Below are 20,795 nucleotides of genomic sequence, written 5' to 3'. Positions count from 1 at the left end.
TTTCGGTTCCCCATGCGAAGGAGATTTCTGAGATGTCGCCGCGGATGCCCAACCCGTCGCTGGTCGTTCCCGATGTTCTGCCGCCCATGCGCGCCCTGGTGAAGGCCGTCAACAGCGTCGGCGTCCCTCTTCAGACCCTCGTCCTCGTCCATCTGAGGATCAGCCAGATCAACGGCCGCACCGTCCACCTGCCCATCAAGCCCAAGGAGTTCGAGGACGCCGGTGAGGAGGACCGCCGCCTGCCCGTCGTCGCGACCTGGCGCGAGCAGAGCTGCTTCACCGACGCCGAACGCTCCGTGCTCGCCCTCGCCGAGGCCGCCACCCGTATCGACGACCGCGAGGACCCCGTCTCCGACGAGGTGTGGGACGAGGCCGCACGGCACTGGACCGAGGTCCAGCTCGCCGCGGTGGTCCTGCACATCGGGCTGGTCAACCTCTGGAACCGGGTCAACGTCGCCACCCGGCAGGAAGCCGTCGACTGGCGGATCAACCCCAAGACCTGGACCCCCATGACCAGCCGCCTCGCCACCACCCCCTGACCACCGCGCACCACACGAAGGCCCTGGCCGGCGGAATCTCCCCATTCCGCCGGCCAGGGCCTTCGCCGTGCACCGCTTCCCGCAACACCACTTTCAGGTGCGGCAGCCGCTCAGGGCGGCCGCTCAGGGCAGCCGCCGGGCCCCCGCCGTACCGCGGCCCAGGTCCGCCGCGCCGGTGCTGAGCACCGCCAGCAGGGTGCGTGCCTGGACGTTGATGTAGCGGCTGTGCCCGGCCAGCCAGCTCAGCTGACCCGGCGTCACCCACTGGTAGCCGGGCGGCGCCTTCGCGGGCGTGGTGTCCTCGTCGGTCTCCACGATCAGATAGCGGCTCTCCGCGTTGAGGAACCGGCCGCCCTCCTCGGAGTGGACCGTGGAGTAACGGATCCGCTCCGCCGGCGCGCCGAGCATCAGGTCCAGATAGCGCGGGCGCTGCGCGGCCGGCAGATGGGCGTAGTTCGACGGCACGCACTGCACCGTCGGCGCCAGTTCCAGGGTGTCCAGGAAGCCGCCCTCGACCATCGCGTGCACCAGGACGTGCGGGACACCGTCGAACAGGCGGTAGGCGAAGGCGACGATGCCCGCCTCGACCGGCTCGATGATGGGCTGGGTCCAGCCGCGCACCTCGCGCCCGGCGCCCTCCACCGACACGGCGACCACCTTGAAGAACCGGCCGTCGTCGCGGCTGATGGCCCGCTCGTCACTGTGCCAGCCCGCCACCTCCCGCAGCGGCATCCGCCGGATGTGGACGTCCTGGCGGGCCCGCTCCCCGGTGAACCAGGCCAGCAGATCGGCGTCCGAGGACAGTGCCTGCGGCTCCGCGGGCGCTGTCGGAGCACTCGCCAGCACCGTGCGCGCGTCCATGTTGACGATGTTGTCCAGCCGCAGCAGCCGCACGATCTGCCCCAGCGTCAGCCAGCAGAACTCGTCGTGGAGGGGCACGTCACCGTCCACCTCGACGATCATGTTCCGGTTGCGTTTCTGGTAGAACCAGGCGCCGTGCTCCGACTGGAGGACGTCGGTCAGCACCCGCTCGCGGTCCGGATCGAGGAAGTGCTCCAGATAGCGGACCTCCGCACCGCCGTGCGCCTTGGTGTAGTTGCTGCGGGTGGCCTGCACGGTGGGGGAGAGCTGCACCAGGTTGGGGTTGCCTGGCTCCATCTTCGCCTGCATCAGAAAGTGCAGGACACCGTCGAACTCCTTGGCCAGGATGCCCAGGATGCCGATCTCCGGCTGCACGATGATGGGCTGCTGCCACTGCGCCTCGGGCCGCACCACGTGCAGGCCCTCGATGGTGAAGAACTTCCCGCTGCTGTGGTGCAGGTTGCCGCTGTCGGCGGCGAACGACCAGTGGTCCAGCTCCGCGAAGTCGATGCGCCGCACCTGTGTGCCGCAGCCGTGCCGGTGCCGGGCCAGCCAGGCGGGCACCTCACCGGTGTCGATGTGCACGCCGGTCGCGGTCGCCGCGGACAGGGCCATGCGGTCCGCGACCCCGGCCGTGCTGCGCGGGATCAGCTGTGCGGGGGCGCTCACGGCCGCTCACCGTCCTCGACGACGGGCTTCCACCACTGCGGGTTGTCCCGGTACCAGGCGACGGTCTGCGCGAGGCCCGCCTCGAACCCGGTCAGCGGCCGGTGTCCCAGCTCGCGTTCGATCCTGCCCTGGTCCAGGGCGTAACGCCGGTCGTGGGCCTTGCGGTCGGTGACGTGCCGGATCATCTCCGGGCCCGCCCCGCACAGTTCGGCCAGCCGGTGCGCCAGCTCCAGGTTGGTCACGGCGCTGCCGGCCCCGATGTTGTAGACCTCACCGGCCCGGCCCGCCTCCAGCACCCGCTGCACGGCCCGGCAGTGGTCGTCGACGTGCAGCCACTCACGCACCTGCCCGCCGTCCCCGTACACCGGGATGGGCCGGCCCTCCAGCAGCCGTGTCACCGACAGCGGGATGAACTTCTCCGGATGCTGGTAGGGCCCGTAGTTGTTGGAGCAGCGGGTCAGCGACACGGGCAGCCCGTGGGTGCGGAAGTAGGCCAGCGCCACCAGGTCGGAGGCCGCCTTGGAGGCGGCGTAGGGGGAGTTGGGCAGCAGCGGCGACGACTCGTCCCACACCCCCTCCTCGATCGAGCCGTACACCTCGTCGGTGGAGATGTGCACCACCCGCCCGGTACCCGCCGCCAGCGCGGCCTCCATGACCGCCTGGGTGCCCTCGACGTTGGTGCGCACGAACGCGGCCCCGCTGCGGATCGAGCGGTCCACATGGCTCTCCGCCGCGAAGTGCACGAGCGCGTCCTGGCCCTCGGCGAGAGCCGTCACCAGATCCCGGTCGAGGATGTCGCCGTGCACGAACGTGAGCCGCGGATGCGCGGCGGGCAGGTTCTCCCGGTTTCCCGCATAGGTCAGCAGATCCAGCACCGTGACGTGCGCGTCCTCAAAACCCGGATATCCGCCGTCGAGGAGAGTGCGTACATAGTGCGAGCCGATGAACCCGGCCCCACCGGTGACAAGAATTTTCATTCGATCACATCGCGTTCGAAATTCCGTGCTCGGAACATGGGTTGAGTCCTTTTCCGATGAGGGGACGGAAAGGGGGGTGCCGCGGCCCGATCGGCCGGAGCGGGCCGCGAGAGCCGGCTCATCCCTCTCCCCGGACCGGGGGCCGCTGTGCGGCCCCCGCCGTCCCGTGATGGTGCACGGCCGCCCTCAAAGCCCTCTCGAATCGGGGTCGAGGGTCCTGAGGGCGGAACGCGATGCGGCGCGCCCGCTCAGCCGTCCTGGAGCAGCCCCAGCACATTGCCGTCCAGGTCGGTGACGGTGGCCACCCGCCGGCCGCCGCCGACCTCCGTGGCCGGGCTCTGCACCGTGCCGCCCGCGGCGACCACGTCGGCGACCTTCGCCTCGATGTCGGTGACGTGCCAGTAGGCGACCTGGGAGGTCAGGCCCTGCGCCCCGGCCGGCACCAGCCCGATGTGCTGCCCGGCGACGTCGAAACCGACGTAGTACTCCGAGTCGGTCTGCGGGTCGGTGCCCAGCAGCGCCGCGTACAGCTTCTTGGCCGCGGCGACGTCCGCCACGGGATGCAGCACGGTCTTGATTCCCTGGATGGCCGAGTCAGCCATTCTGAACTCCCGGGGGGTCATGGGTTTTCGGTCGCCCCATGCTAGGGAAATCCGCGCAGGCGTGACATCCGCCGCCCCTCCTGCTCAAGCCGGTTTCCAGGCGTTCTTGAGCCGCGGCAAAGAAGCCGGTGCCAGGCTGCGAGCGCGCTGAATTCAGGAGGGGAAATTGACGTGAAAAAGCTTACGTTGCTCACATCCGTGGTCGTCGCCGGTCTGGTGGGTTCGGCCCTCGTGCCGGCCGCGTCCGCCAAGGAGTCCGCCACCGCCGGCAGGTCGCCGAAGCCGGCCGCCACCACCGTCGACTGGGTGCCGTGTCCCGACAACGACCCGGTCCTCGGCAACATGCTCAAGGGCCTGGACTGCGGCACCGTGCAGGTGCCGCTCGACTACAGCCGGCCCGCAGGCCGGCAGATCAGCCTGCCGCTGACCCGGGCCCGCCACACCGCCCCCGACGACCAGTACCGCGGCGTCGTCATCCTCAACCGCGGCCAGTGGCCCGGCGGCATCGGCCGTGACCTGCCCACCCGCTACGCCCAGGGCACCACCGGACTCGCCGCCGACGTCGGCGCCGCCTACGACTGGATCGGCTTCGACCCGCGCGGCGTCGGCGCCAGCGACCCCGCCGTGCTGTGCGACAGCGACTACGTCGACCCCGGCCACGCCCAGCCCGACCCGGTGCCGCCTACCCCCGCCGCCGAACAGGCCTGGGTCGACCGCGCCGAGGCCTACGCCCAGAGCTGCGACGACGCCTACGGCAGCCTCCTTGAGCACCTGGGCACCGACGACGCCGCCCGCGACCTGGACCGTATGCGCATCGCGCTCGGCCAGGAGAAGATCACCTACTTCGGCACCGACTGGGGCACCTACCTCGGCTCCCTGTACGCCACCATGTTCCCCAACCGTGTGCAGCGGATGGTCCTGGACAGCGTGGTGCGCCCCAGCGGCGTCGGCTACCGCAACAACCTCGCCAAGAACGTGACGTCCGAACGCAACGCGGAGATCTTCTTCGCCTGGGTCGCCAAGTACGACAGCGTCTACCACCTGGGCACCACCGCCGCCGCGGTCGAGGCCAACTACTACCTCGTCCAGGACGAGCTGCGCGCGGCCCCCCTCGACGGCGAGATAGGCCCCTCCGAGTTCGCCGACATCTTCGAGCCGGTCGTCTACCGCAGCTGGACCTGGACCTCGCGCGCCAAGGTCCTGTCCGACTACGTCGTGCACAACAACTCCGCGACGCTGCGCGCCAGTTACTCCGACCCCGGCTTCCCGCACCAGAACCGCCACGCGATGACCAACGCGGTCAACTGCGTCGACGGCCCCTGGCCCACGAACTGGAACCGCTGGCACGACGACTACACCGCCCAGCACAACGCCGGCAACACCTTCCTGACCTGGACCAACGCCTGGTACAGCGCCCCGTGCGCGTTCTGGCCGGTCCCCGCGAAGGCCAAGCCGCAAAAGGTCGGCGGCAAGAACGTCAACGTCCTGCTGGTGCAGCCGGAGTTCGACACCGCGCACGGCGTCGCCGGCGCCGTCGAGACCCACGGCCTGTTCCCCAACTCCCGCCTCGTCCTTGAGGCCAAGGGACACAACGTCGGCGCGGCCCTGTCCGCGAACAACAACACCTGCCTGAACACCTACGTCGGTGACTTCCTGCGCGACGGCACCCGCCCCGCCTCCCGCAAGGGCATCGACGCCACCTGCCAGGCGGCCGCCGACCCGGTCCCCACCCCCTGACCCACCCCGCCCCGCCCCACCCCGCCCCATCCCTGAGTCACCCTGCCCCGCCACAGTGACGGGCCCCGCCGCCGGAACAGTCCGGACGCCACGGGGCCCGTCGCCGTACAACCACCCATGCCGCGCCGTACGGGTGTTGCGGTGCGGGGTGTTGCGCCGCGGGCGTGCGCCGCGGGTCCGTGACGGGGGTGTGCGCCGCGGGCGTGCGACGGGGGTGTGTGAAGGGGGCCCGCCCCTTGGGACGGACCCCCTCGTGCCGCTTCCGGTTGCCGTGTCGGGCTAGGCGGCCCGCCGCGCCCCCGCCGCGGTCACCGCCTCCTCCAGGGTGCGGGCCAGTTCGTTGGGGGAGGGCATGGCCCGTACCTCCTCGCCCAGCCGGGCCGCGCCGGCCCGGATCGCCGGATCGTCCAGGAGGCGGACCAGCGCGGCCCGCACGGCGGGCCCGTCCGCCTCACCGGGCCGCATCGCCAGCCCCGCCCCCGCCCGCTCCAGGCACGCGAACTTCAGCGGCGCGTCGAAGGCCTGACTGACCAGCAGCTGCGGCACGCCGTAGCGCAGCGCGCAGCCGAACGACCAGGCGCCGCCGTGATGCACCATCGCCGAGCAGGTCGGCAGCACCTCCGACAGCGGTACGGACTCCACCAGCCGGGTGTTGGCCGGCACCTGGCGCAGTGCGCCCCAGGACGTCCGGGGCAGCGTCAGCACCAGCTCGATGTCCAGGTCGGCCACCGCGTCCAGGATCTGCTGGACCCGCTGTTCGGACAGCAGCAGCCGTACCGGCCCGTCGTTGACGGCGTCGCCGAACGTCATCAGCACCCGCGGCACGGCGGGTTCGCGTTCCGTGCCGGACAGCCAGTCGGGCACCACGGCCGGCCCGTTGTAGGGCACGAACTGCATCGGCAGCATGGCCGCCCGCGGGTCGGGCCGGAACGCGTCCGGCAGCGGGTCCACCGTGAACTGCCCGTTGACCAGGTCCTCGTCGAACGCGAAACCGTGGCGGTGGGCCCAGCCGGCCAGCCAGTCGCCGAGCACGTCGACGCGTTCGCCGGTCGGCAGGCCCGCCATGGCGTGCAGGTAGTCGGCCCGCATCCGGGGATAGACGTCCACCGAGTACAGCACCCGGGCGTGCACGGCGCCGACCGCGGCGGCGGCCAGCGCGCCGGCGAACGCCTTCGCACCCCACAGCACCAGATCGGGCCGCCACCGGCGGGCGTAGGCGATCAGGTCGTCCGCCATGGGGTCGTTGAAGCGCTGCGCCTGCGGCAGCACCAGGTCCTCGAACAGGCCGGACACCTCCGGCCAGCCCAGCCGTTCGCGGTGCGGGCGGATGTCGAACAGCGCGGAGAGGTCGGCGGGCGCGGGCCGCAGGGCGGCGGGCCCGGACTGCGGGGCGGCGGGCCCGCGCGCGGAGCTGCGTCTGCGGTCGCGCAGGGCCCGCTGCTGGGCGCTCTCGCCGGGGCCGACGACCACCCCCGTCAGGCCGGCGCCGGTGACGGCATCCAACTGGTCCGGCCATACAGCCATCCGGACCTCGTGTCCGGCGGCCTGAAGGGCCCAGGCCGGCGGAACCAGGTTGAAGACATGGGTCTGCCACGGAAACGGCACAACGAGCACCCGCACAATGCACTTCCTCAAAGGTGGGGGACAGGACGGAGAACCGGCGGGCGGGCACGGCGCGCGCAGCACGCCATGCGGACCCGTCGGACGACGTAAAGGCGAAGAGGAGAGAAGGAGAGTTGGAGAGTTGGAGAGATGAGGCGGCGAGAAGGGGAGGGGTGGGGTGGGGGAGGGGCGCCGGTCAGGCGTCTTGCAGGCGGCGTCTGCGCCTGCGCTGCGGCCAGGCGGGCCGGGCCCCGCCGGTCGTCGCGGCGGTGACCGCGACCGTCACCGCGGCCACCACGAACGCGGCCGGCACCGGCCCCACCAGGTCGCACAGTGCGCCCATGGCGAGGATCGACACGGCCACCCCGGACGGCATCAGCGTCGCCTTCAGCGTCACCACCGACGCGAGCTCCTGCTCGGAGGCGGCCGCCAGCAGCCGGTTGTTGTAGTGGACGTAGGCCACCTCGAACAGCAGCAGGAACAGCGCGTAGCAGGCCAGCGTGGGTAACGTCCGGCCGATCAGCAGGGCCGCCAGCAGCGGCGGCATGGGCAGCAGGGCCCACAGTGCCGAGGGCACCCGGTCGAGGTAGCGCTGCGCGGGCAGCGCGGCCAGCGATCCGGCGAAGATGGCCACCGAGGAGACGGCGACGAAGACGCCCACCAGGCGGGTCCCGCCGGCAAGGACCTGGACCGGGACGACGGTGACGGCCACCGTGTGAAAGCCCTGCCAGAACGCGACCAGCAGGAAACGCGCGAACAGCCGCCGCAGCACCGGGTCCTCGACCCTCGGCCGGCTCCCCGCCTTCCCCCCGGCACCCGCACCCGCACCGGTGTCGGCGCCGACGCCGGCGAGTGTGCCGGCGGTCCTGCCGGGGGTGTCCGGCAGCGCCCACGCCAGCAGCGCGGACAGCACCAGCGTGGCCGCGTTCACCGCGAGCAGCCCGCGCAGCGACAGCACCGAGGCGGCCGGCCCGGCCAGCGCCGCACCGACGCTCATGCCGGTCAGCTTGCCGATCTCGGCGAAGGTGTTGGCCCGGTCCAGGCGCTGTGCCGGGACCGCCGCGCGCAGCACCAGCGCGGTCGCCGAACGCGTGACGGCCTCGAAGTAGCCGCGGACCACCAGCACAACGGCCGCCACCGCGAGCAGCGCGCCCTGCGGCGCGAGCAGCGCGGCCGCGGTCAGCACCAGGCTCGCCGCCTCCGCGCCCCGCACCAGCCGCGGTGCCGGCCGGCGGCCGAGCAGCCGGTTCAGGGCGCCGGCCAGCAGCAGCGCGGGCAGCCACGGCGCGCTCAGCACCGCCCCCGCCAGCAGTCCCGAACCGGTCACCGAACCCACGTGGGTCGCCAGACTCACCAGGACCACAAAACTGCCGAGCGTGTTCACGAACAGCAGCACCGGCGTGAAATTCGGGGAACGGAACCTCAGGGAAAAAGACGTCATTCTCTCCTCCTCCAGCGGCTGGAGGATGGCAGAGTTGAACAGCTTTCCGCGAGGGAAGACTCTGTCTACTTTGAACGTATGACAGCAGCCGAAAAGGCCCGTACCTGCATCGTACTTGTCGACGCCTATGCGGCGGTCCGTTCACTTGTTTTGACATTTCTTGAACAAGGGTGCTCCCTCGTCCGTGTGCAGAGCACCCGCGAGGTGCCGTTCGTCTACCGCAAGTCGCCTCACGTTCCCGGGGACTTCGTCGCGGATATCGTCCACGACGGTGACCTGGACGCCACCGTCGCGGCCGTCGCCGCTTTTTCCCCGGCCGCCGTCATCTGCGGCGGCGAGAGCGGCGTCGAGTTCGCGGACCTGCTCGCCGCGCGGCTGGGCCTGCCCGGCAACAGCACCCGACTGAGCGCCGCGCGCCGCGACAAGCACCTCATGATCGAGACCGTGCGCGCGGCGGGCCTGCGCGCGGCCCGCCAGCTGCGCGCCACCGACCCCGGCGAACTCGCCGCCTGGCACCGCGAGATCGGCGGCCGGGTGGTGGTCAAGCCGCTGCGCGGCGCCGGCAGCCACGGTGTGTCCTTCTGCGACACCCCCGAGGAGTCCGCCGCCGCGCTGGCCGCGCTGGCCGGCGTCGACGACGTGTTCTCCCGCCCCAACGAGGGGGCCGTGGCCCAGGAGTACCTGCCCGGCACCGAGTACATGGTCAACACCGTCAGCCGTGACGGGGTCCACCACGTGTGCGAGGTCTGGCGCACCGGCCGCGTCAGCGCGAACGGCATCGTCGACCTGTGCGACTCGCTGTCCCTGATCGACTCCGGCAGCCGGGTCGTCGCACCGCTGCGCGCCTACGGCTTCAAGGTCCTGGACGCCCTGGGCATCCGGCAGGGCCCCGCGCACCTGGAGATCAGGATGACCCCGGACGGGCCCTGTCTGGTCGAGGTCGGCGCGCGCATCGCCGGCGGCAACATCCCGGCCACCGCGGGCCTGGGCATCGGCGCGTCGCAACTGGACTGGACCGTCGAGGCGTTCCTGCGCCCCGAGCGGTTCCACGCCCGCGCCGGCACCCCCTACCAGGTGCGCCGCTACGCGGCGATCGCCGGGATGGTCTCACCCGTCGAGGGGGTGCTGAGCACCTACCGGGGCATCGGGGAGATCGAGCGGCTGGAGAGCTTCCACGCCCTGGTGACCCCGGTCAGGCCCGGCCAGGAGATCGCCCGGACCGTCAACGACCTCACCTACCCGGTCGTGGTGACGCTCGTGCACGACCTGGAGGAGGTCGTGCAGCGCGACCTCAACACCATCCGCCACCTCGACGGCCACGCCTTCTACGCCCTCGACGACGCCCCGGACACGGCGGCCTGACCGGCAACGGCCCGTTCGACTGCGGAACCTCAGCAGTCGAACACCCCACCACCGCACCCGTCCCGCCGCCCCGCCGGTCCCGCCCCGCTTCCGGTCAGACGCCGGCCGTGTCGGTGGTGGCCGGCTTCCACCGGGTCCAGGACGGGCGCGGCACCTGGTAGACGAAGCTGACGGCGGTGCGCGGCTGCGCGGTGGTCGTGTTGGGGGCCGAGCGGTGCAGGACCATGCCGTCGAACATGACGGCCGAGCCCGGCTCCAGGGGCACGGTCCGTGCCGGGACGGGCGGCAGGTGCCTGTCGGCGACGTGCGGTTCCACCGCCGCGTCCAGCGGTGCCTCGCCGGGCAGCCGCTCCCGGTCGCCGGTGTGCGGGAACAGCCCGAGCAGGTGCGAGCCGGGAATGAACTCCAGGCAGCCGTTGTGCTCGGTGGCCGGCTCCAGCGCGATCCAGATCGTCACGATGCCGTTGTCCTCGGCGCCGAACTGCGGCGGCGCGAACGCGATGTCCTGGTGCCAGGGCTTGCCCGACCCCACCACCGGCGGCTTCGCCCACAGGAACGCGTTGACCAGCCGCCCCGCGCTGCCCACCGCGCCGGCCACCGGCCCGCCCGCCAGGTCCAGCGAACGCTGCACGGCGTCGAACTCGGGGACGTGCTCGTGGATCCGGTCGGCCGAGCGCAGCACCCCGGTGAGCGCCCGCGCCCCCTGCTGCCAGGCCGCCCAGCCGCCGATACCGGCCGCCTCCAGGACGAAGTCCCCCGAGGAGACCGTACGTTCCCGGGCGAGCTCCTTGAGCCGGTCCACCGCGCCGTGCAGCCGGCGCAGTTCCGCGCCCGCCACCAGCCGCGGCAGCGTCACGAATCCGTTCTCCCGCAGATCACGGTAATCGGTGTCCACCATTGATCCCTCCCTCTCTGCTTCTCACCCCGGATCGTCGCGCACCCGGTGCGCATATTCACGGCCGTGTTCATGTTCAAGCCCGCCCGGGCCGGCGCCCGTTGCCGATACTCGCGCGGGCTCCCTATGCTTTCGGGCCGTGAGGTCATCAGACCCACGAAAACTGGATATGGCGGAAGGAGTGACAAATGACGGACCGCGACTTCATCGACACCCGTGACGCGCAGCAGGAGACCAGCAAGTGGTAATCCGCTGAAAAAGCGAAACGCGCCGCCCGTATGGAATCGAATCCGTACGGGCGTTGCGTCGTCCAAGAGAGGTTTCTGATGGTAGGCAATCGCGTTTCACACGTCATCGACATTCCCGCCGACCTGCTGGCGGTCGACGACTCCACCGACGAGCGGTACTGGGCGTCCGTGGAGCGCGTCGTCGCGCTGGCCGAGGACCGTGGACGGGCCGCCGGCGGGACACCGTTGCTGGCGAGTCTCGCGGTCGACCATCCCCAGTGGCCGGTGCGGGCCGGCGCCGTACGGCTGCTCGCCGCCCACCACGCGGGGGAGCCGGACGCCGACGCGGCGGTCGCCGCGGCCACCCACGACACCGTCGACTGGGTCGCGTTCACCGCCCTGAAGGTGATCACCGAGTACCGGATCGCCGCCGCCGTCCCCGACCTCATCCGCATCTCCGGCTGGCCCAGCAACTTCACCCGCTCCGACTGGGTCCGCAAGCCCGTCGGCTGCGGCGCCGCACTGACCAAGCGCGCCCTGATCGCCGTGTTCGGCACCCGCGACCCCGCCGAACTGCGCCGCCTGGAGGACGAGTACTTCACCGACCTGCGCGCGCGGGTCGAGGCCGCCCGCAAGCGCCCGCGCCGCACCACCGACGTCGTCCTGGTGCCCGGCGGGCCCGCCGTGTTCGGCGCGAACGAGAAGCCCGACGCCTTCCGCATGGCACAGGACGACAGCACCCTGCGCGCCGTCGACGTACCCGCGTTCCTCATCGACCGCACCACCGTCACCAACGCCCGCTACCGCGAGTTCCTCCAGGAGGCGGGCGACAGCGGCGAGTTCGACCACGCCGACCAGCCGCTGGAGCGCTCGCACCGGCCCGCGCACTGGCACGACGCCCGCTTCAACGCCGACGACCTGCCGGTCGTGGGCATCGACTGGTACGACGCCTACGCGTTCGCCCGCTGGGCCGGCGGAGCACTGCCCAGCGAGGTCCAGTGGGAGAAGGCCGCCCGCGGCGTCGACGGCCGCCGCTTCCCCTGGGGCGAGGAGTTCGATCCGGAGCGGGTCAACTACGTGGAGCGGTCCTTCGGCGAGCCCGTCGCCGACCTGGACTCCCTGGAAGCGCTGCTGGTGACCATCTCCGCGGGCGAGAACCCCGCCCACCCGGTCCTGCCCGCCGACGCCCTCCCGCAGGGCGCCAGCCCCTACGGCGCCCTCCAGATGTCCGGGAACGTGTGGGAACTGACCCGCACCAACTTCTACACCGGCGAGGACATGGACCCCTTCTTCAAGGGCCGCCACCCGCTGGACTTCATGAACCGCAAGGAGGCCTTCCACGTGCTGCGCGGCGGCACCTGGACGTCCCCGCCCGCCTGCCTGACCACGTTCTACCGGGGCAAGGACCTGATCACCGACCGGCACAACGAGGTCGGTTTCCGCTGCGTGTACGAGACGAGCGACTGATGCGACTGACCTCCCTGGGCCATGCCGCCGTCCTCGTCGACACCGGCAGCGAGCGCATCCTGTTCGACCCGTGGCTGACCCAGCGCCTGGACCGTTTCTGGGAACACCACCCCGCGCTGCCCGACGACCTGGTCGCCCGGGTCCTGGACGAGGGCGTCGACTACGTCGTCTTCAGCCACCACCACTTCGACCACCACCACTACCCCTCCCTGCACCGGCTGGTGGACGGCGCCGACGTCGACTTCGACGACAGCCCCCGCCAGAGCGCCGGCGTCACCTGCATCTACCCGGCCGGCCCGGTGCCGCCGCAGCTGACCGCGTCGGGGCTCGGCCACCAGGCGATCGCCTGGACGCTGCGCCGGTTCGGCTTCGAGCACCTGCACCCGGTCACCCCCGGCGACACCGTCACCCTGGGCGGCGCCACCCTGCGCACCTTCCCCTCGGCGGTGTCCTTCCCCGAGATGAGCGTGCTGGTCCACAACCAGGACGCGGCGGTCATGCTGTGCGGGGACTCCCTGCTGCACGAGGACACCGTCGCCGCGTTCGCCCGCGACGACGCCCCGCGCCTGGACGCCCTGTTCGTGCCCGCGCACAGCATCTCGCCGCCCGGCGTCCTCACCGAACGCCGCTCCGTCAGCGACCCCGACGCCGCCCGCGCCCGCGCGATCGCCAACTTCGACCGCTACGTGAGCACCCTGCCCGCGACCGTGACGGTGCCCTCCAGCTTCGGCTGGCGCATCAGCGGCGACACCGGGCGCGACTACGACTGGTGCAACCGCACCATCTTCCCCTTCACCCCCGTCCAGGCGATGGCCCGCCTCGACGAACTGGGCCGCGACGGACTGCTGTGGGGGCCCGGCCAGGTCATCGACATCACCGGCGGCAAGGCCACCCTCGTCGACGGCCCGGTCGCCCCCGACGGCTACGACTTCGACGCCCTCTACGCCGAGGTCACCCTCGACCCCACGACACCGGTGCCGCCGTTCGACGCCTCCCTGGACCGCTACGGCCACCAGTCCCGCCCCGCCCCGGACCTGCTGCGCGACCTCCTGGACCGCCTGGTCGCCACCGACTACTGGTACCGGGCCCTGGACAACGGCTCCGGACGGCACGTCATCTCCCTGTACGAGGACGACGGCAGCGAAAGCTCCTACCTCCTGGACCTGGTCGCCGACCGGGTGACCCGGCTCGGCGACGGCCCGGCCCGCGGCCACCTCGCCGGCGGCGAGGGCTGGACCGAGATCGCCGCCGCCACCCTGGAGGCCATGCTCCACGCCGACCTGCTCTTCGGCAGCTCCTTCGGCCTGTGGGCCAGCGACGGCGTCCTGCTCTCCGCGGTCTTCCACCACCCCGCGTTCTACACCCGCCACGTGGAGCGCGAACTGCGGGAGGCGACGACGCGATGAGCGAGCCGGCCGTCCTCGAACTCGACAGCCCCGCCCTGCGCGGCAACCCGCTCGGCGACCCGCACCACCGCCGCGTCGAGGTCCACCTGCCGCCCGGCTACGACGGGGTGCGCCGCTACCCGGCCGTGTACTGGCTGCCCGGCTTCGGCGCCCACCCCACCCTCACCCACCGCCCGCTGGCCTTCGGCACGTCCGTCGCCGACCGGCTGCGCACCGCCATGATCGACGGCCGGATCCCGCCCGCCCTGCTCGTCGTACCCGACGCCACCACCGCCTACGGCGGCTCGCAGTACATCGACTCCGCCGCATCCGGCCACTACGCCGGCCACCTCGCCGAAGTCGTCACCGCGACCGACCACCACTTCGCCACCCTGCCCGAACCCCGGTGGCGGGCGATCGGCGGCAAGTCCAGCGGCGGCTACGGCGCCCTCGTCGCCGGCATGACCAGCCCCCTGTTCGGCGCGGTGATCGCCTGCTCGCCCGACGCCGGCTTCGAACACTGCTACCTGCCGCTGCTGCCCGCCGCCCTCGACACGATACGCGCGGCCGGCGGCCTGGACGCCCTGCTCGCCCGGCGCGGCAGCGGCCCCCACGACGTCCCGTTCATGGTCGCCATGAGCCTGGTCGCGATGGGCATGTGCTACGCCGACGACCCCGCCGTCACCCCCGCCGACGCCCTGCCCTGCGACCCCGCCACCGGCGCCTTCCGCGAGAAGGTGTGGCAGCGCTGGCTCACCCACGACCCCGTACGCATGCTGCCCGCCCACACCGGCCCCCTGCGCCGCCTGGACCTGCTCCACCTCAACGTCGGCCGGCGCGACGAGTACGGCATGCACTGGGGCGTGCGCGCCCTGCACGCCGCCCTCGACAGCCACGGCGTCGCACACGACTACCTGGAGCACGACGGCGGACACCACGGCGTCGAACACGTCTTCACCCACGCCCTGGCCCGCCTGTGGCGGCTGTGGCGGCAGTTCCCCGGGACGGAGGCCGGCACATGTGCGGCATAGCGGGCTTCGTCAGCTTCGACGGCCCCCGCGACCCGGACCGCCTCGCCCGGCTGGGGCGGACCATGACCGACGCCATGGCCCACCGCGGCGAAGGAGCCCGCGCCCCCTACGTCTCCTCCTGCGCCACCGTCATGCTGTGCGCGACCCGGCTCGCCGTCCGCGACCGCAGCCACGCCGGCGACCAGCCCATGACCGACCCCGGCCGGCGCACCGTCCTCGTCCACAACGGCGAGATCTACGGCTCACGCGCCCCCGCCGCACCGCTGTGGCCCCGGCGCACCGACTGCGACACCGAGTTCGCCCTCCAGCAGGTCTGCCGCGAGGACGACCCCGGCGACGCACTGCGCCCGCTGTCGGGCATGTTCGCCCTCGCCTGGCACGACACCACCACCGGCCGGGTCGTCCTGGCCCGCGACCACTTCGGCGTCAAACCCCTCTACTACGCCCGCGCCGACGGCGGCCTGCTCTTCGCCTCCGAACCCGGCGTCCTGCTCGCCACCGGCCTCATCACCCCCGAGGTCGACCCCACCGAGTACGTGCTGCGCTCCTGGATCCGCATGGACGCCGCCGACGACCACACCTGGCTGCACGGCATCCGCGCCCTTCAGCCCGCCGAATACCTGATCGTGGACCGGCCCCACACCCGCACCCACCGCTACTGGCAGCCCACCCCCGTCGACGGCCTGGTCGGCGCCGAGGAGATCCGCGACGCCTTCGACCGGGCCATCACCGAACGCGCCGTCTCCGACGTCCCGCGCGCCGCCGTCCTGTCCGGCGGCGTCGACTCCACCGCCACCGTCGCCGCCCTGACCCGCGCCGGCGTCCCCGTCGAGGGATACGTCCTGCGCTACCAGGACGGCATCGGCGGCTCCGGCGACGACGCCGTGCACGCCGCCGAGGCCGCCGAACTGCTCGGCGTCCCCCTCACCGTCTGCGACCTGGACCGCCACCGCGCCGCCGACCTGGTGCCCGTCCTGCCCACCCGGCTGATGCGGCCCCTGCTGCACGGCGCCGAACTCGCCATGCACCACCTGTACGGGGCGATCGCGCAGGACCGCAACGTCGTCGTCTACTCCGGCCACGGCGCCGACGAACTCTTCGGCTACCAGGCCGGCCGCTACTTCCCCGTCGTCGACCCCTACGCCCCCACCTACATCCACGGCCGCCACTACCTCACCCACCAGCTGCACGCCGACGAACGCCCCGTCTGGGCCCGGCTGGTGACCTGGATGGCCGGCGAACTCGACGTCGACATGAGCACCGTCACCGACCGGGTGTGGGAACGCACCATGGACGAATACCGCGCCCTGAAAACAGCCTCCCCCCTCAAACGCGGCCGCCACCACCTCCTGCGCCGCTTCCTCGTCTACGTCAACGACATGGTCGACGCGACCTCGGCGACGTTCACCCTGGAGGACCGGCCCGTCTTCCAGGACGTCGCACTCGCCGAACTCGCCTTCCGCTGCCCCGAACACCTCAAGGACACCGGCGAAGCGGGCGTCAGCCACAAGGGCCTGCTCAAGGAGGCCCTCGCCGACCTGCTGCCCGACTCCGTACGCCACCGCCCCAAGCAGGGCTTCCCCAGCCCCACCGACCCCGGCTACCTCGCCACCCTGGCCGCTCTCGCCGACGACCTCGGCACCCCCTTCGGGCTGCCGCCCCTGCCGGCCGCCCTGCGCGCCGAACTGGGCGTCGGCGAATGGATGTTCCTCGCCTCGACCTCCGCCTGGCTCGGCCACCTCAGCACACTCACAACCGACCCGAGGAGTCACCGTGAACCCCTCCGCACCCCGGTGGCACTGGCGGACTCTGCCCCGGGCGGACGCACTTGACCCCGTCCCGCCCACCCTCGCCGAAACCGACGCACAGCCCTGGTGCAACTTCGTCCTGTGGCAGCCCACCCGCCTCCCGGCCGGCTGCACCACCGCCACCGGCACCCTGCGCCGCGAAGCACCCCCCGGCCGCGTCGACGCCGCGGGCCGCACCCCGTGGAGCGACGCCAACCCCGCCGGCTACCGCACCGAGATCAGTGGCGGCGGCCGCCGGCTGCGCCTGAAGCAGTTCCTGTACGACTGGGCGTTCCCGGCCGCCGACCACCCCTGCCTGTGGGGCAGCGACACCCGCCCCGCCCCCCTCGGCGAAGGACGGGTGGTGTGGCTGGGCACCGACTACCTCGGCCACCCGGCCGCATCCGCCCGCATGGCCCGCACCACCGTCGAACTCTCCGTCCTGGACGGCGACTTCACCGACACCGAACTCACCGACCTGTACACCGCGCTGCGCCCCGCCGACCCCTCGGCGGTGCCCCGGATCCTGGCCACCCCGTTCGCGGAGCTCAGCTACTGGGCCCGCCACGGGGCCGAACCGGTGTCGGTGCCCACCGGCGTCTTCCACGTCCACCGCGGCGGCCGCGAAGCCGAAGGCGACTGGATCCCCACCGCACAGCTGCCCGCCTTCCTCACCACCCACGGCATCCCCCACCGGGCCGGGGTGTTCCGTGCCGAGAGCGCCGCCCTCTTCGGCGACGGCGCGGCCGGGCGCGCACTGGACGTCGTCTACCTCTCGCCGGCCGGCGGCGAACTGCGCCTGACCGTCCAGCGCACCGGCGCCGGCCGCCTCACCGTCCCGCCCGAGCAGGACAAGCACCCCGCCACCACCGAGGTCCACACCCTGCCCGCCCCACCCGGCGACTTCGCCCGCCCGGTCCATCTCGGCCACCTCAGCGCCGAGTTCGGCGCCTGCGACGCGATCTGGCAGCACCCCGGCGGCCACACCCTGCGCCTGCTGGGCAGCGCGGGCGAAGGCCTGGGCCGCGACGCCTTCCTCACCCTGGTCGCCGGCCTCGACACCGCTCTCGACCTCACCGGCAAGGAACTGCCGGCATGACCGCCCCCACCACACCCGTGCCCCTCGTGCCCGGCGGGCCGGGGGAGGGCAGGCCGGTACTGGATCCCGCCACCGGCACCGTCCTCACCCACCTACCCGACACCACCCCCGACGCCGTCGCCGCCACCACCGCCCGCGCCGCGCACGCCTTCGAGGAGCACTGGGCCCACACCACCCCCGCCCAGCGGGCCGCCGCCCTCACCGCTCTGGCCCGGCTGCTGCGCGAGGACAGCGGACAACTCGCCGCCCTGGAACGCGCCCACACCGGCAAACCCACCGCCCGCGCCGAGGGCGAGATCGCCTTCGCCGCCGAGGCCGCCGACTTCTTCGCCGCCGCGGCCCGCCACCCCGTCGGCGAGACCCACCCGGCCGGCCCCGGCCTGCGCGCCTACACCGACCGGCTGCCCGTCGGGGTGTGCGCGGCGATCGTCCCGAACAACTTCCCCCTGCTGCTGGCCACATGGAAGATCGCCGCCGCCCTCGCCCACGGCAACACCGTCGTCGTCAAACCCGCCCCCGAAACCCCCCTGAGCATCCGCCGCCTCGTCGAGCAGGCCGCGCACGTCCTGCCCGACGGCGTCCTGTCGGCCGTCTACGGCGGCGCCCGCACCGGCCGCGCCCTGTGCACCCGGCCCCAGGTCGGGGCCGTCTCCTTCACCGGCTCCACCCGCGCCGGCCGCGAGGTGGCCCGGCTGTGCGCGGACGGCCCCACCCCCCTCACCCTCGAACTGGGCGGCAAGAGCCCCGTCGTGGTCTTCGCCGACGCCGACCTCGACGCCGCCGCCCACGCGGTGGTCACCGGCTTCACCGGCAACACCGGCCAGGTCTGCGTGGCCGGCTCCCGGCTGATCGTCGAAGACCGCGTCCACCACGAACTCGTCGCCCGCGTCGCCGAACTCGCGGCCAACCTGCGGGTCGGACGGCCCACCGACCCCACCACCGACCTCGGCCCCCTGATCAGCGCGGCCGCCGCCGACCGCACCACACACCTCGTCACCGAGGCCGCCGCCGCAGGCGCCCGCGTCCTGCTGCCACCCGGCCGCACCACCCCCCGCGACCACCTCGACGGCGGCTTCTACGTCCACCCCGCCGTCATCGACCACGCACCGCGCACCGGCCGCGCCTGGCGCGAGGAGATCTTCGGCCCCGTCCTGGCGGTCGCCTCCTTCACCCACGACAGCGAAGCCCTCGCCCTCGCCCACGACACCGCCTACGGCCTGTCCGCCTCCGTATGGACCGCCGACGCCCACCGCGCCGAACACTTCGCCCGCACCCTGCGCGCGGGCATGGTGTGGGTCAACACCTGGGGCGACACCGATCCCGCGATCAGCGTCGGCGGCCACGGACAGTCCGGCTACGGCCGCGAACTCGGCCTGCACGCCGCCGACGGCTACACCCGCCCCCGCGCCGTCTGGGTCGCCCACCGCAGCACCCCGCAGGGCCCGCGATGACCCCCGCCGCAGCGCACCTGGACTTCCGCAGCGACACCCGCACCCTGCCCGACGCCCGTATGCGCCGCGCGATGGCCACCGCCGCCGTCGGCGACGACGTCTACGGCGACGACCCCACCGTCACCCTCCTCCAGGAGCGGGCCGCCCGCCTGCTGGGCACCGAGGACGCCCTGTTCACCCCCACCGCCACCCTGGCCAACCTCCTCGCCCCGCTCGCCGCCGCCGCGCCCGGCACACCGGCGCCGCGGCTGCTCGCCGGCGCCGGCAGCCACATGGCGTTCCTGGAGGCGGACGGACTGCGCCGCTTCGCCGGCCTGGAACTCCTGCCGGTGGTCCAGCAGCCCGACGGCCTGCCCGACCCCGACGCCCTGACCGCACTGCTCTCGGCGCCGGGGGCACCGGCCGTCGTCTGCCTGGAGAACACCAGCATGATGTGCGCGGGCAACGCCCTCGACGCCGCCGCCACCCGCACCCTGGCCGCGCTCGCCCACCGCCACGGCGCCCACCTCCACCTCGACGGCGCCCGCCTCGCCAACGCGGCCACCGCCCTGCACGTGCCGCCGGCCGAACTCGCCGCCCCCGCCGACAGCATCACCTTCTCCCTGTCCAAAGGACTCGGCGCCCCCGCCGGCGCCCTGCTGGCCGGCACCCGCCCCTACATCGCCCGCGCCCGTACCCTGCGCGCCCAGCTCGGCGGCGCCCTGCACCAGGCGGGCGTCCTGGCCGCCCCCGGCCTGCTCGCCCTGGACCGCCTCGACGACCTCGCCGCCGACCACACCCTCGCCGCCCGCCTGGCCGCCGGGCTCGCCGCCGTGCCCGGCACCCGCCTGCTGCACGCGCCGCACCCGACCAACATCGTCATGGCCCGCCCGGCCGGGCTGTCCGCGCCCGAGTGCGCCCGGCGCCTGGCCGGGCACGGCGTTCACGTCCTGCCCCTGCCGAACGGACACGTCCGCTTCGTCACCCACCGCGCACACGACATGATCGGTGTGCGCCGGGCCGTCCGCGCGTTCGCGGCGGTGGCCGCCACCGCCGCGGTGAGCTGTCCGGACACCGGCGAAGACACCCCCAAGACGGCCCCATCCGACGACAGCTGGAGGACTGATGAGCAAGAAGGAGCCGCCGCGCGGCCTTGAGGAGCGGCTGAAGGACACTCGGGCCCGGCTCGAGAACGACGTCGACCTGTGGGTCGCCACCGCGGGCGCCGGCGGCGTGCACCTCGTACCGCTGTCCTACCTGTGGGACGGCACCGCGATCGTCATCTCCACCCCCCGCGACTCGGTCACCGGCCGCAACCTGCTCGCCGGCGGCCAGGTCCGCCTGGGCCTGGGCCAGACCCGCGACGTGGTGATGGTCGACGGCGACGCACAGCCCGTCGACGTCGCCGACCTGGGCCCGGCCGCGGACGACTTCGCGGCCAGGACCGGCTTCGACCCGCGTGAGCTCACCGACCCCTACCAGTACTTCCGGATCCGGCCGCGCCGCATCCAGGCCTGGCGGGAGGCGAACGAGCTCGCCGGACGCGGCCTCATGCGCGACGGCACCTGGACCGGCTGACCCCCGCCCCGGCCCCGCCCGCGATGCGGCGGGGCCGGGTCCGGCGGGCGCCCTCCAGCCGTGCTTGACCGGTGCTGAAGACGGTTTTGCCAGGCTGCGCAGGCAA

The 20,795-nt window shown here is 73.0% G+C and carries 17 protein-coding genes; 11 read left to right on the top strand and 6 right to left on the bottom strand.

Annotated features, from left to right (window positions below; genetic code table 11):
* Nucleotides 1–32 precede the first annotated feature (32 nt).
* Nucleotides 33–539 (top strand): carboxymuconolactone decarboxylase family protein, encoded by a 507-nt coding sequence (locus ACIQAC_RS35495; RefSeq protein WP_402198653.1) that lies wholly within the window; start codon nt 33–35, stop codon nt 537–539.
* 123 nt (nt 540–662) lie between these two features.
* On the opposite strand, the gene ACIQAC_RS35490 is transcribed toward ACIQAC_RS35495, so the two are convergent.
* The 3 genes from ACIQAC_RS35490 to ACIQAC_RS35480 all read right to left on the bottom strand — a co-directional run bounded on the left by ACIQAC_RS35490 (nt 663) and on the right by ACIQAC_RS35480 (nt 3,648).
* Nucleotides 663–2,069, bottom strand: a complete 1,407-nt coding sequence (locus ACIQAC_RS35490) for an NDP-hexose 2,3-dehydratase family protein (protein WP_402198652.1) — start codon at nt 2,067–2,069, stop codon at nt 663–665.
* Nucleotides 2,066–3,046 carry a dTDP-glucose 4,6-dehydratase gene (rfbB, locus tag ACIQAC_RS35485; RefSeq protein ID WP_402198650.1) on the bottom strand — a complete coding sequence of 327 codons (981 nt, stop codon included), beginning with the start codon at nt 3,044–3,046 and terminating at the stop codon, nt 2,066–2,068. The genes ACIQAC_RS35490 and rfbB overlap by 4 nt, the downstream gene beginning before the upstream one ends.
* A 248-nt stretch (nt 3,047–3,294) precedes the next feature.
* A complete protein-coding gene (locus ACIQAC_RS35480) occupies nt 3,295–3,648 on the bottom strand; it encodes a VOC family protein (protein ID WP_402198648.1) in 354 nt (117 codons plus the stop codon).
* A 171-nt stretch (nt 3,649–3,819) separates the two neighbouring features.
* Between ACIQAC_RS35480 and ACIQAC_RS35475 the strand changes: the two genes are divergently transcribed.
* Entirely contained in the window at nt 3,820–5,385 is a 1,566-nt protein-coding gene (locus ACIQAC_RS35475) for an alpha/beta fold hydrolase (RefSeq protein ID WP_402198646.1), read from the top strand.
* 279 nt (nt 5,386–5,664) lie between these two features.
* Here ACIQAC_RS35475 and ACIQAC_RS35470 read toward each other — a convergent pair whose 3' ends face one another.
* Both ACIQAC_RS35470 and ACIQAC_RS35465 read right to left on the bottom strand, forming a co-directional pair.
* On the bottom strand, nt 5,665–7,005 hold the full coding sequence (locus ACIQAC_RS35470; RefSeq protein ID WP_402198645.1) for a nucleotide disphospho-sugar-binding domain-containing protein: 1,341 nt from the start codon (nt 7,003–7,005) through the stop codon (nt 5,665–5,667).
* Between the two features lie 178 nt (nt 7,006–7,183).
* Nucleotides 7,184–8,428, bottom strand: coding sequence for an MFS transporter (locus tag ACIQAC_RS35465; protein ID WP_402198642.1), 1,245 nt, complete (start codon nt 8,426–8,428; stop codon nt 7,184–7,186).
* Between the two features lie 78 nt (nt 8,429–8,506).
* Between ACIQAC_RS35465 and ACIQAC_RS35460 the strand changes: the two genes are divergently transcribed.
* A complete protein-coding gene (locus ACIQAC_RS35460; protein ID WP_402198641.1) occupies nt 8,507–9,790 on the top strand; it encodes an ATP-grasp domain-containing protein in 1,284 nt (427 codons plus the stop codon).
* A 94-nt stretch (nt 9,791–9,884) separates the two neighbouring features.
* Here ACIQAC_RS35460 and ACIQAC_RS35455 read toward each other — a convergent pair whose 3' ends face one another.
* Nucleotides 9,885–10,688 (bottom strand): phytanoyl-CoA dioxygenase family protein, encoded by an 804-nt coding sequence (locus ACIQAC_RS35455; protein WP_402198638.1) that lies wholly within the window; start codon nt 10,686–10,688, stop codon nt 9,885–9,887.
* A 323-nt stretch (nt 10,689–11,011) separates the two neighbouring features.
* On the opposite strand from ACIQAC_RS35455, the gene ACIQAC_RS35450 reads away from it, so the two are divergent.
* From ACIQAC_RS35450 to ACIQAC_RS35415, 8 genes are read left to right on the top strand one after another with little or no spacing between them, the layout of a single operon-like run.
* On the top strand, nt 11,012–12,379 hold the full coding sequence (locus ACIQAC_RS35450; protein ID WP_402198636.1) for a formylglycine-generating enzyme family protein: 1,368 nt from the start codon (nt 11,012–11,014) through the stop codon (nt 12,377–12,379).
* On the top strand, nt 12,379–13,785 hold the full coding sequence (locus tag ACIQAC_RS35445) for an MBL fold metallo-hydrolase (RefSeq protein ID WP_402198634.1): 1,407 nt from the start codon (nt 12,379–12,381) through the stop codon (nt 13,783–13,785). Before ACIQAC_RS35450 ends, ACIQAC_RS35445 begins: the two co-directional genes overlap by 1 nt.
* A complete protein-coding gene (locus ACIQAC_RS35440; protein WP_402198631.1) occupies nt 13,782–14,795 on the top strand; it encodes an alpha/beta hydrolase-fold protein in 1,014 nt (337 codons plus the stop codon). Before ACIQAC_RS35445 ends, ACIQAC_RS35440 begins: the two co-directional genes overlap by 4 nt.
* Complete coding sequence (locus tag ACIQAC_RS35435) at nt 14,783–16,627, top strand: asparagine synthetase B family protein (RefSeq protein ID WP_402198628.1); 1,845 nt, start codon at nt 14,783–14,785, stop codon at nt 16,625–16,627. The genes ACIQAC_RS35440 and ACIQAC_RS35435 overlap by 13 nt, the downstream gene beginning before the upstream one ends.
* Nucleotides 16,569–17,681 (top strand): hypothetical protein, encoded by a 1,113-nt coding sequence (locus ACIQAC_RS35430; protein WP_402198626.1) that lies wholly within the window; start codon nt 16,569–16,571, stop codon nt 17,679–17,681. Before ACIQAC_RS35435 ends, ACIQAC_RS35430 begins: the two co-directional genes overlap by 59 nt.
* Nucleotides 17,678–19,132 carry an aldehyde dehydrogenase family protein gene (locus ACIQAC_RS35425; RefSeq protein WP_402198625.1) on the top strand — a complete coding sequence of 485 codons (1,455 nt, stop codon included), beginning with the start codon at nt 17,678–17,680 and terminating at the stop codon, nt 19,130–19,132. The genes ACIQAC_RS35430 and ACIQAC_RS35425 overlap by 4 nt, the downstream gene beginning before the upstream one ends.
* Nucleotides 19,129–20,268, top strand: coding sequence for a threonine aldolase family protein (locus tag ACIQAC_RS35420; RefSeq protein ID WP_402198623.1), 1,140 nt, complete (start codon nt 19,129–19,131; stop codon nt 20,266–20,268). The genes ACIQAC_RS35425 and ACIQAC_RS35420 overlap by 4 nt, the downstream gene beginning before the upstream one ends.
* Complete coding sequence (locus ACIQAC_RS35415; RefSeq protein ID WP_402198621.1) at nt 20,237–20,689, top strand: pyridoxamine 5'-phosphate oxidase family protein; 453 nt, start codon at nt 20,237–20,239, stop codon at nt 20,687–20,689. The genes ACIQAC_RS35420 and ACIQAC_RS35415 overlap by 32 nt, the downstream gene beginning before the upstream one ends.
* Nucleotides 20,690–20,795: the final 106 nt, after the last annotated feature.

It is taken from the genome of Streptomyces sp. NPDC088387 (assembly GCF_044753385.1).
In the GTDB taxonomy this organism is placed as follows: domain Bacteria; phylum Actinomycetota; class Actinomycetes; order Streptomycetales; family Streptomycetaceae; genus Streptomyces.
Note: the sequence above shows the minus strand (reverse complement) of the source record. Positions and strands in the feature narration are given on the sequence as shown.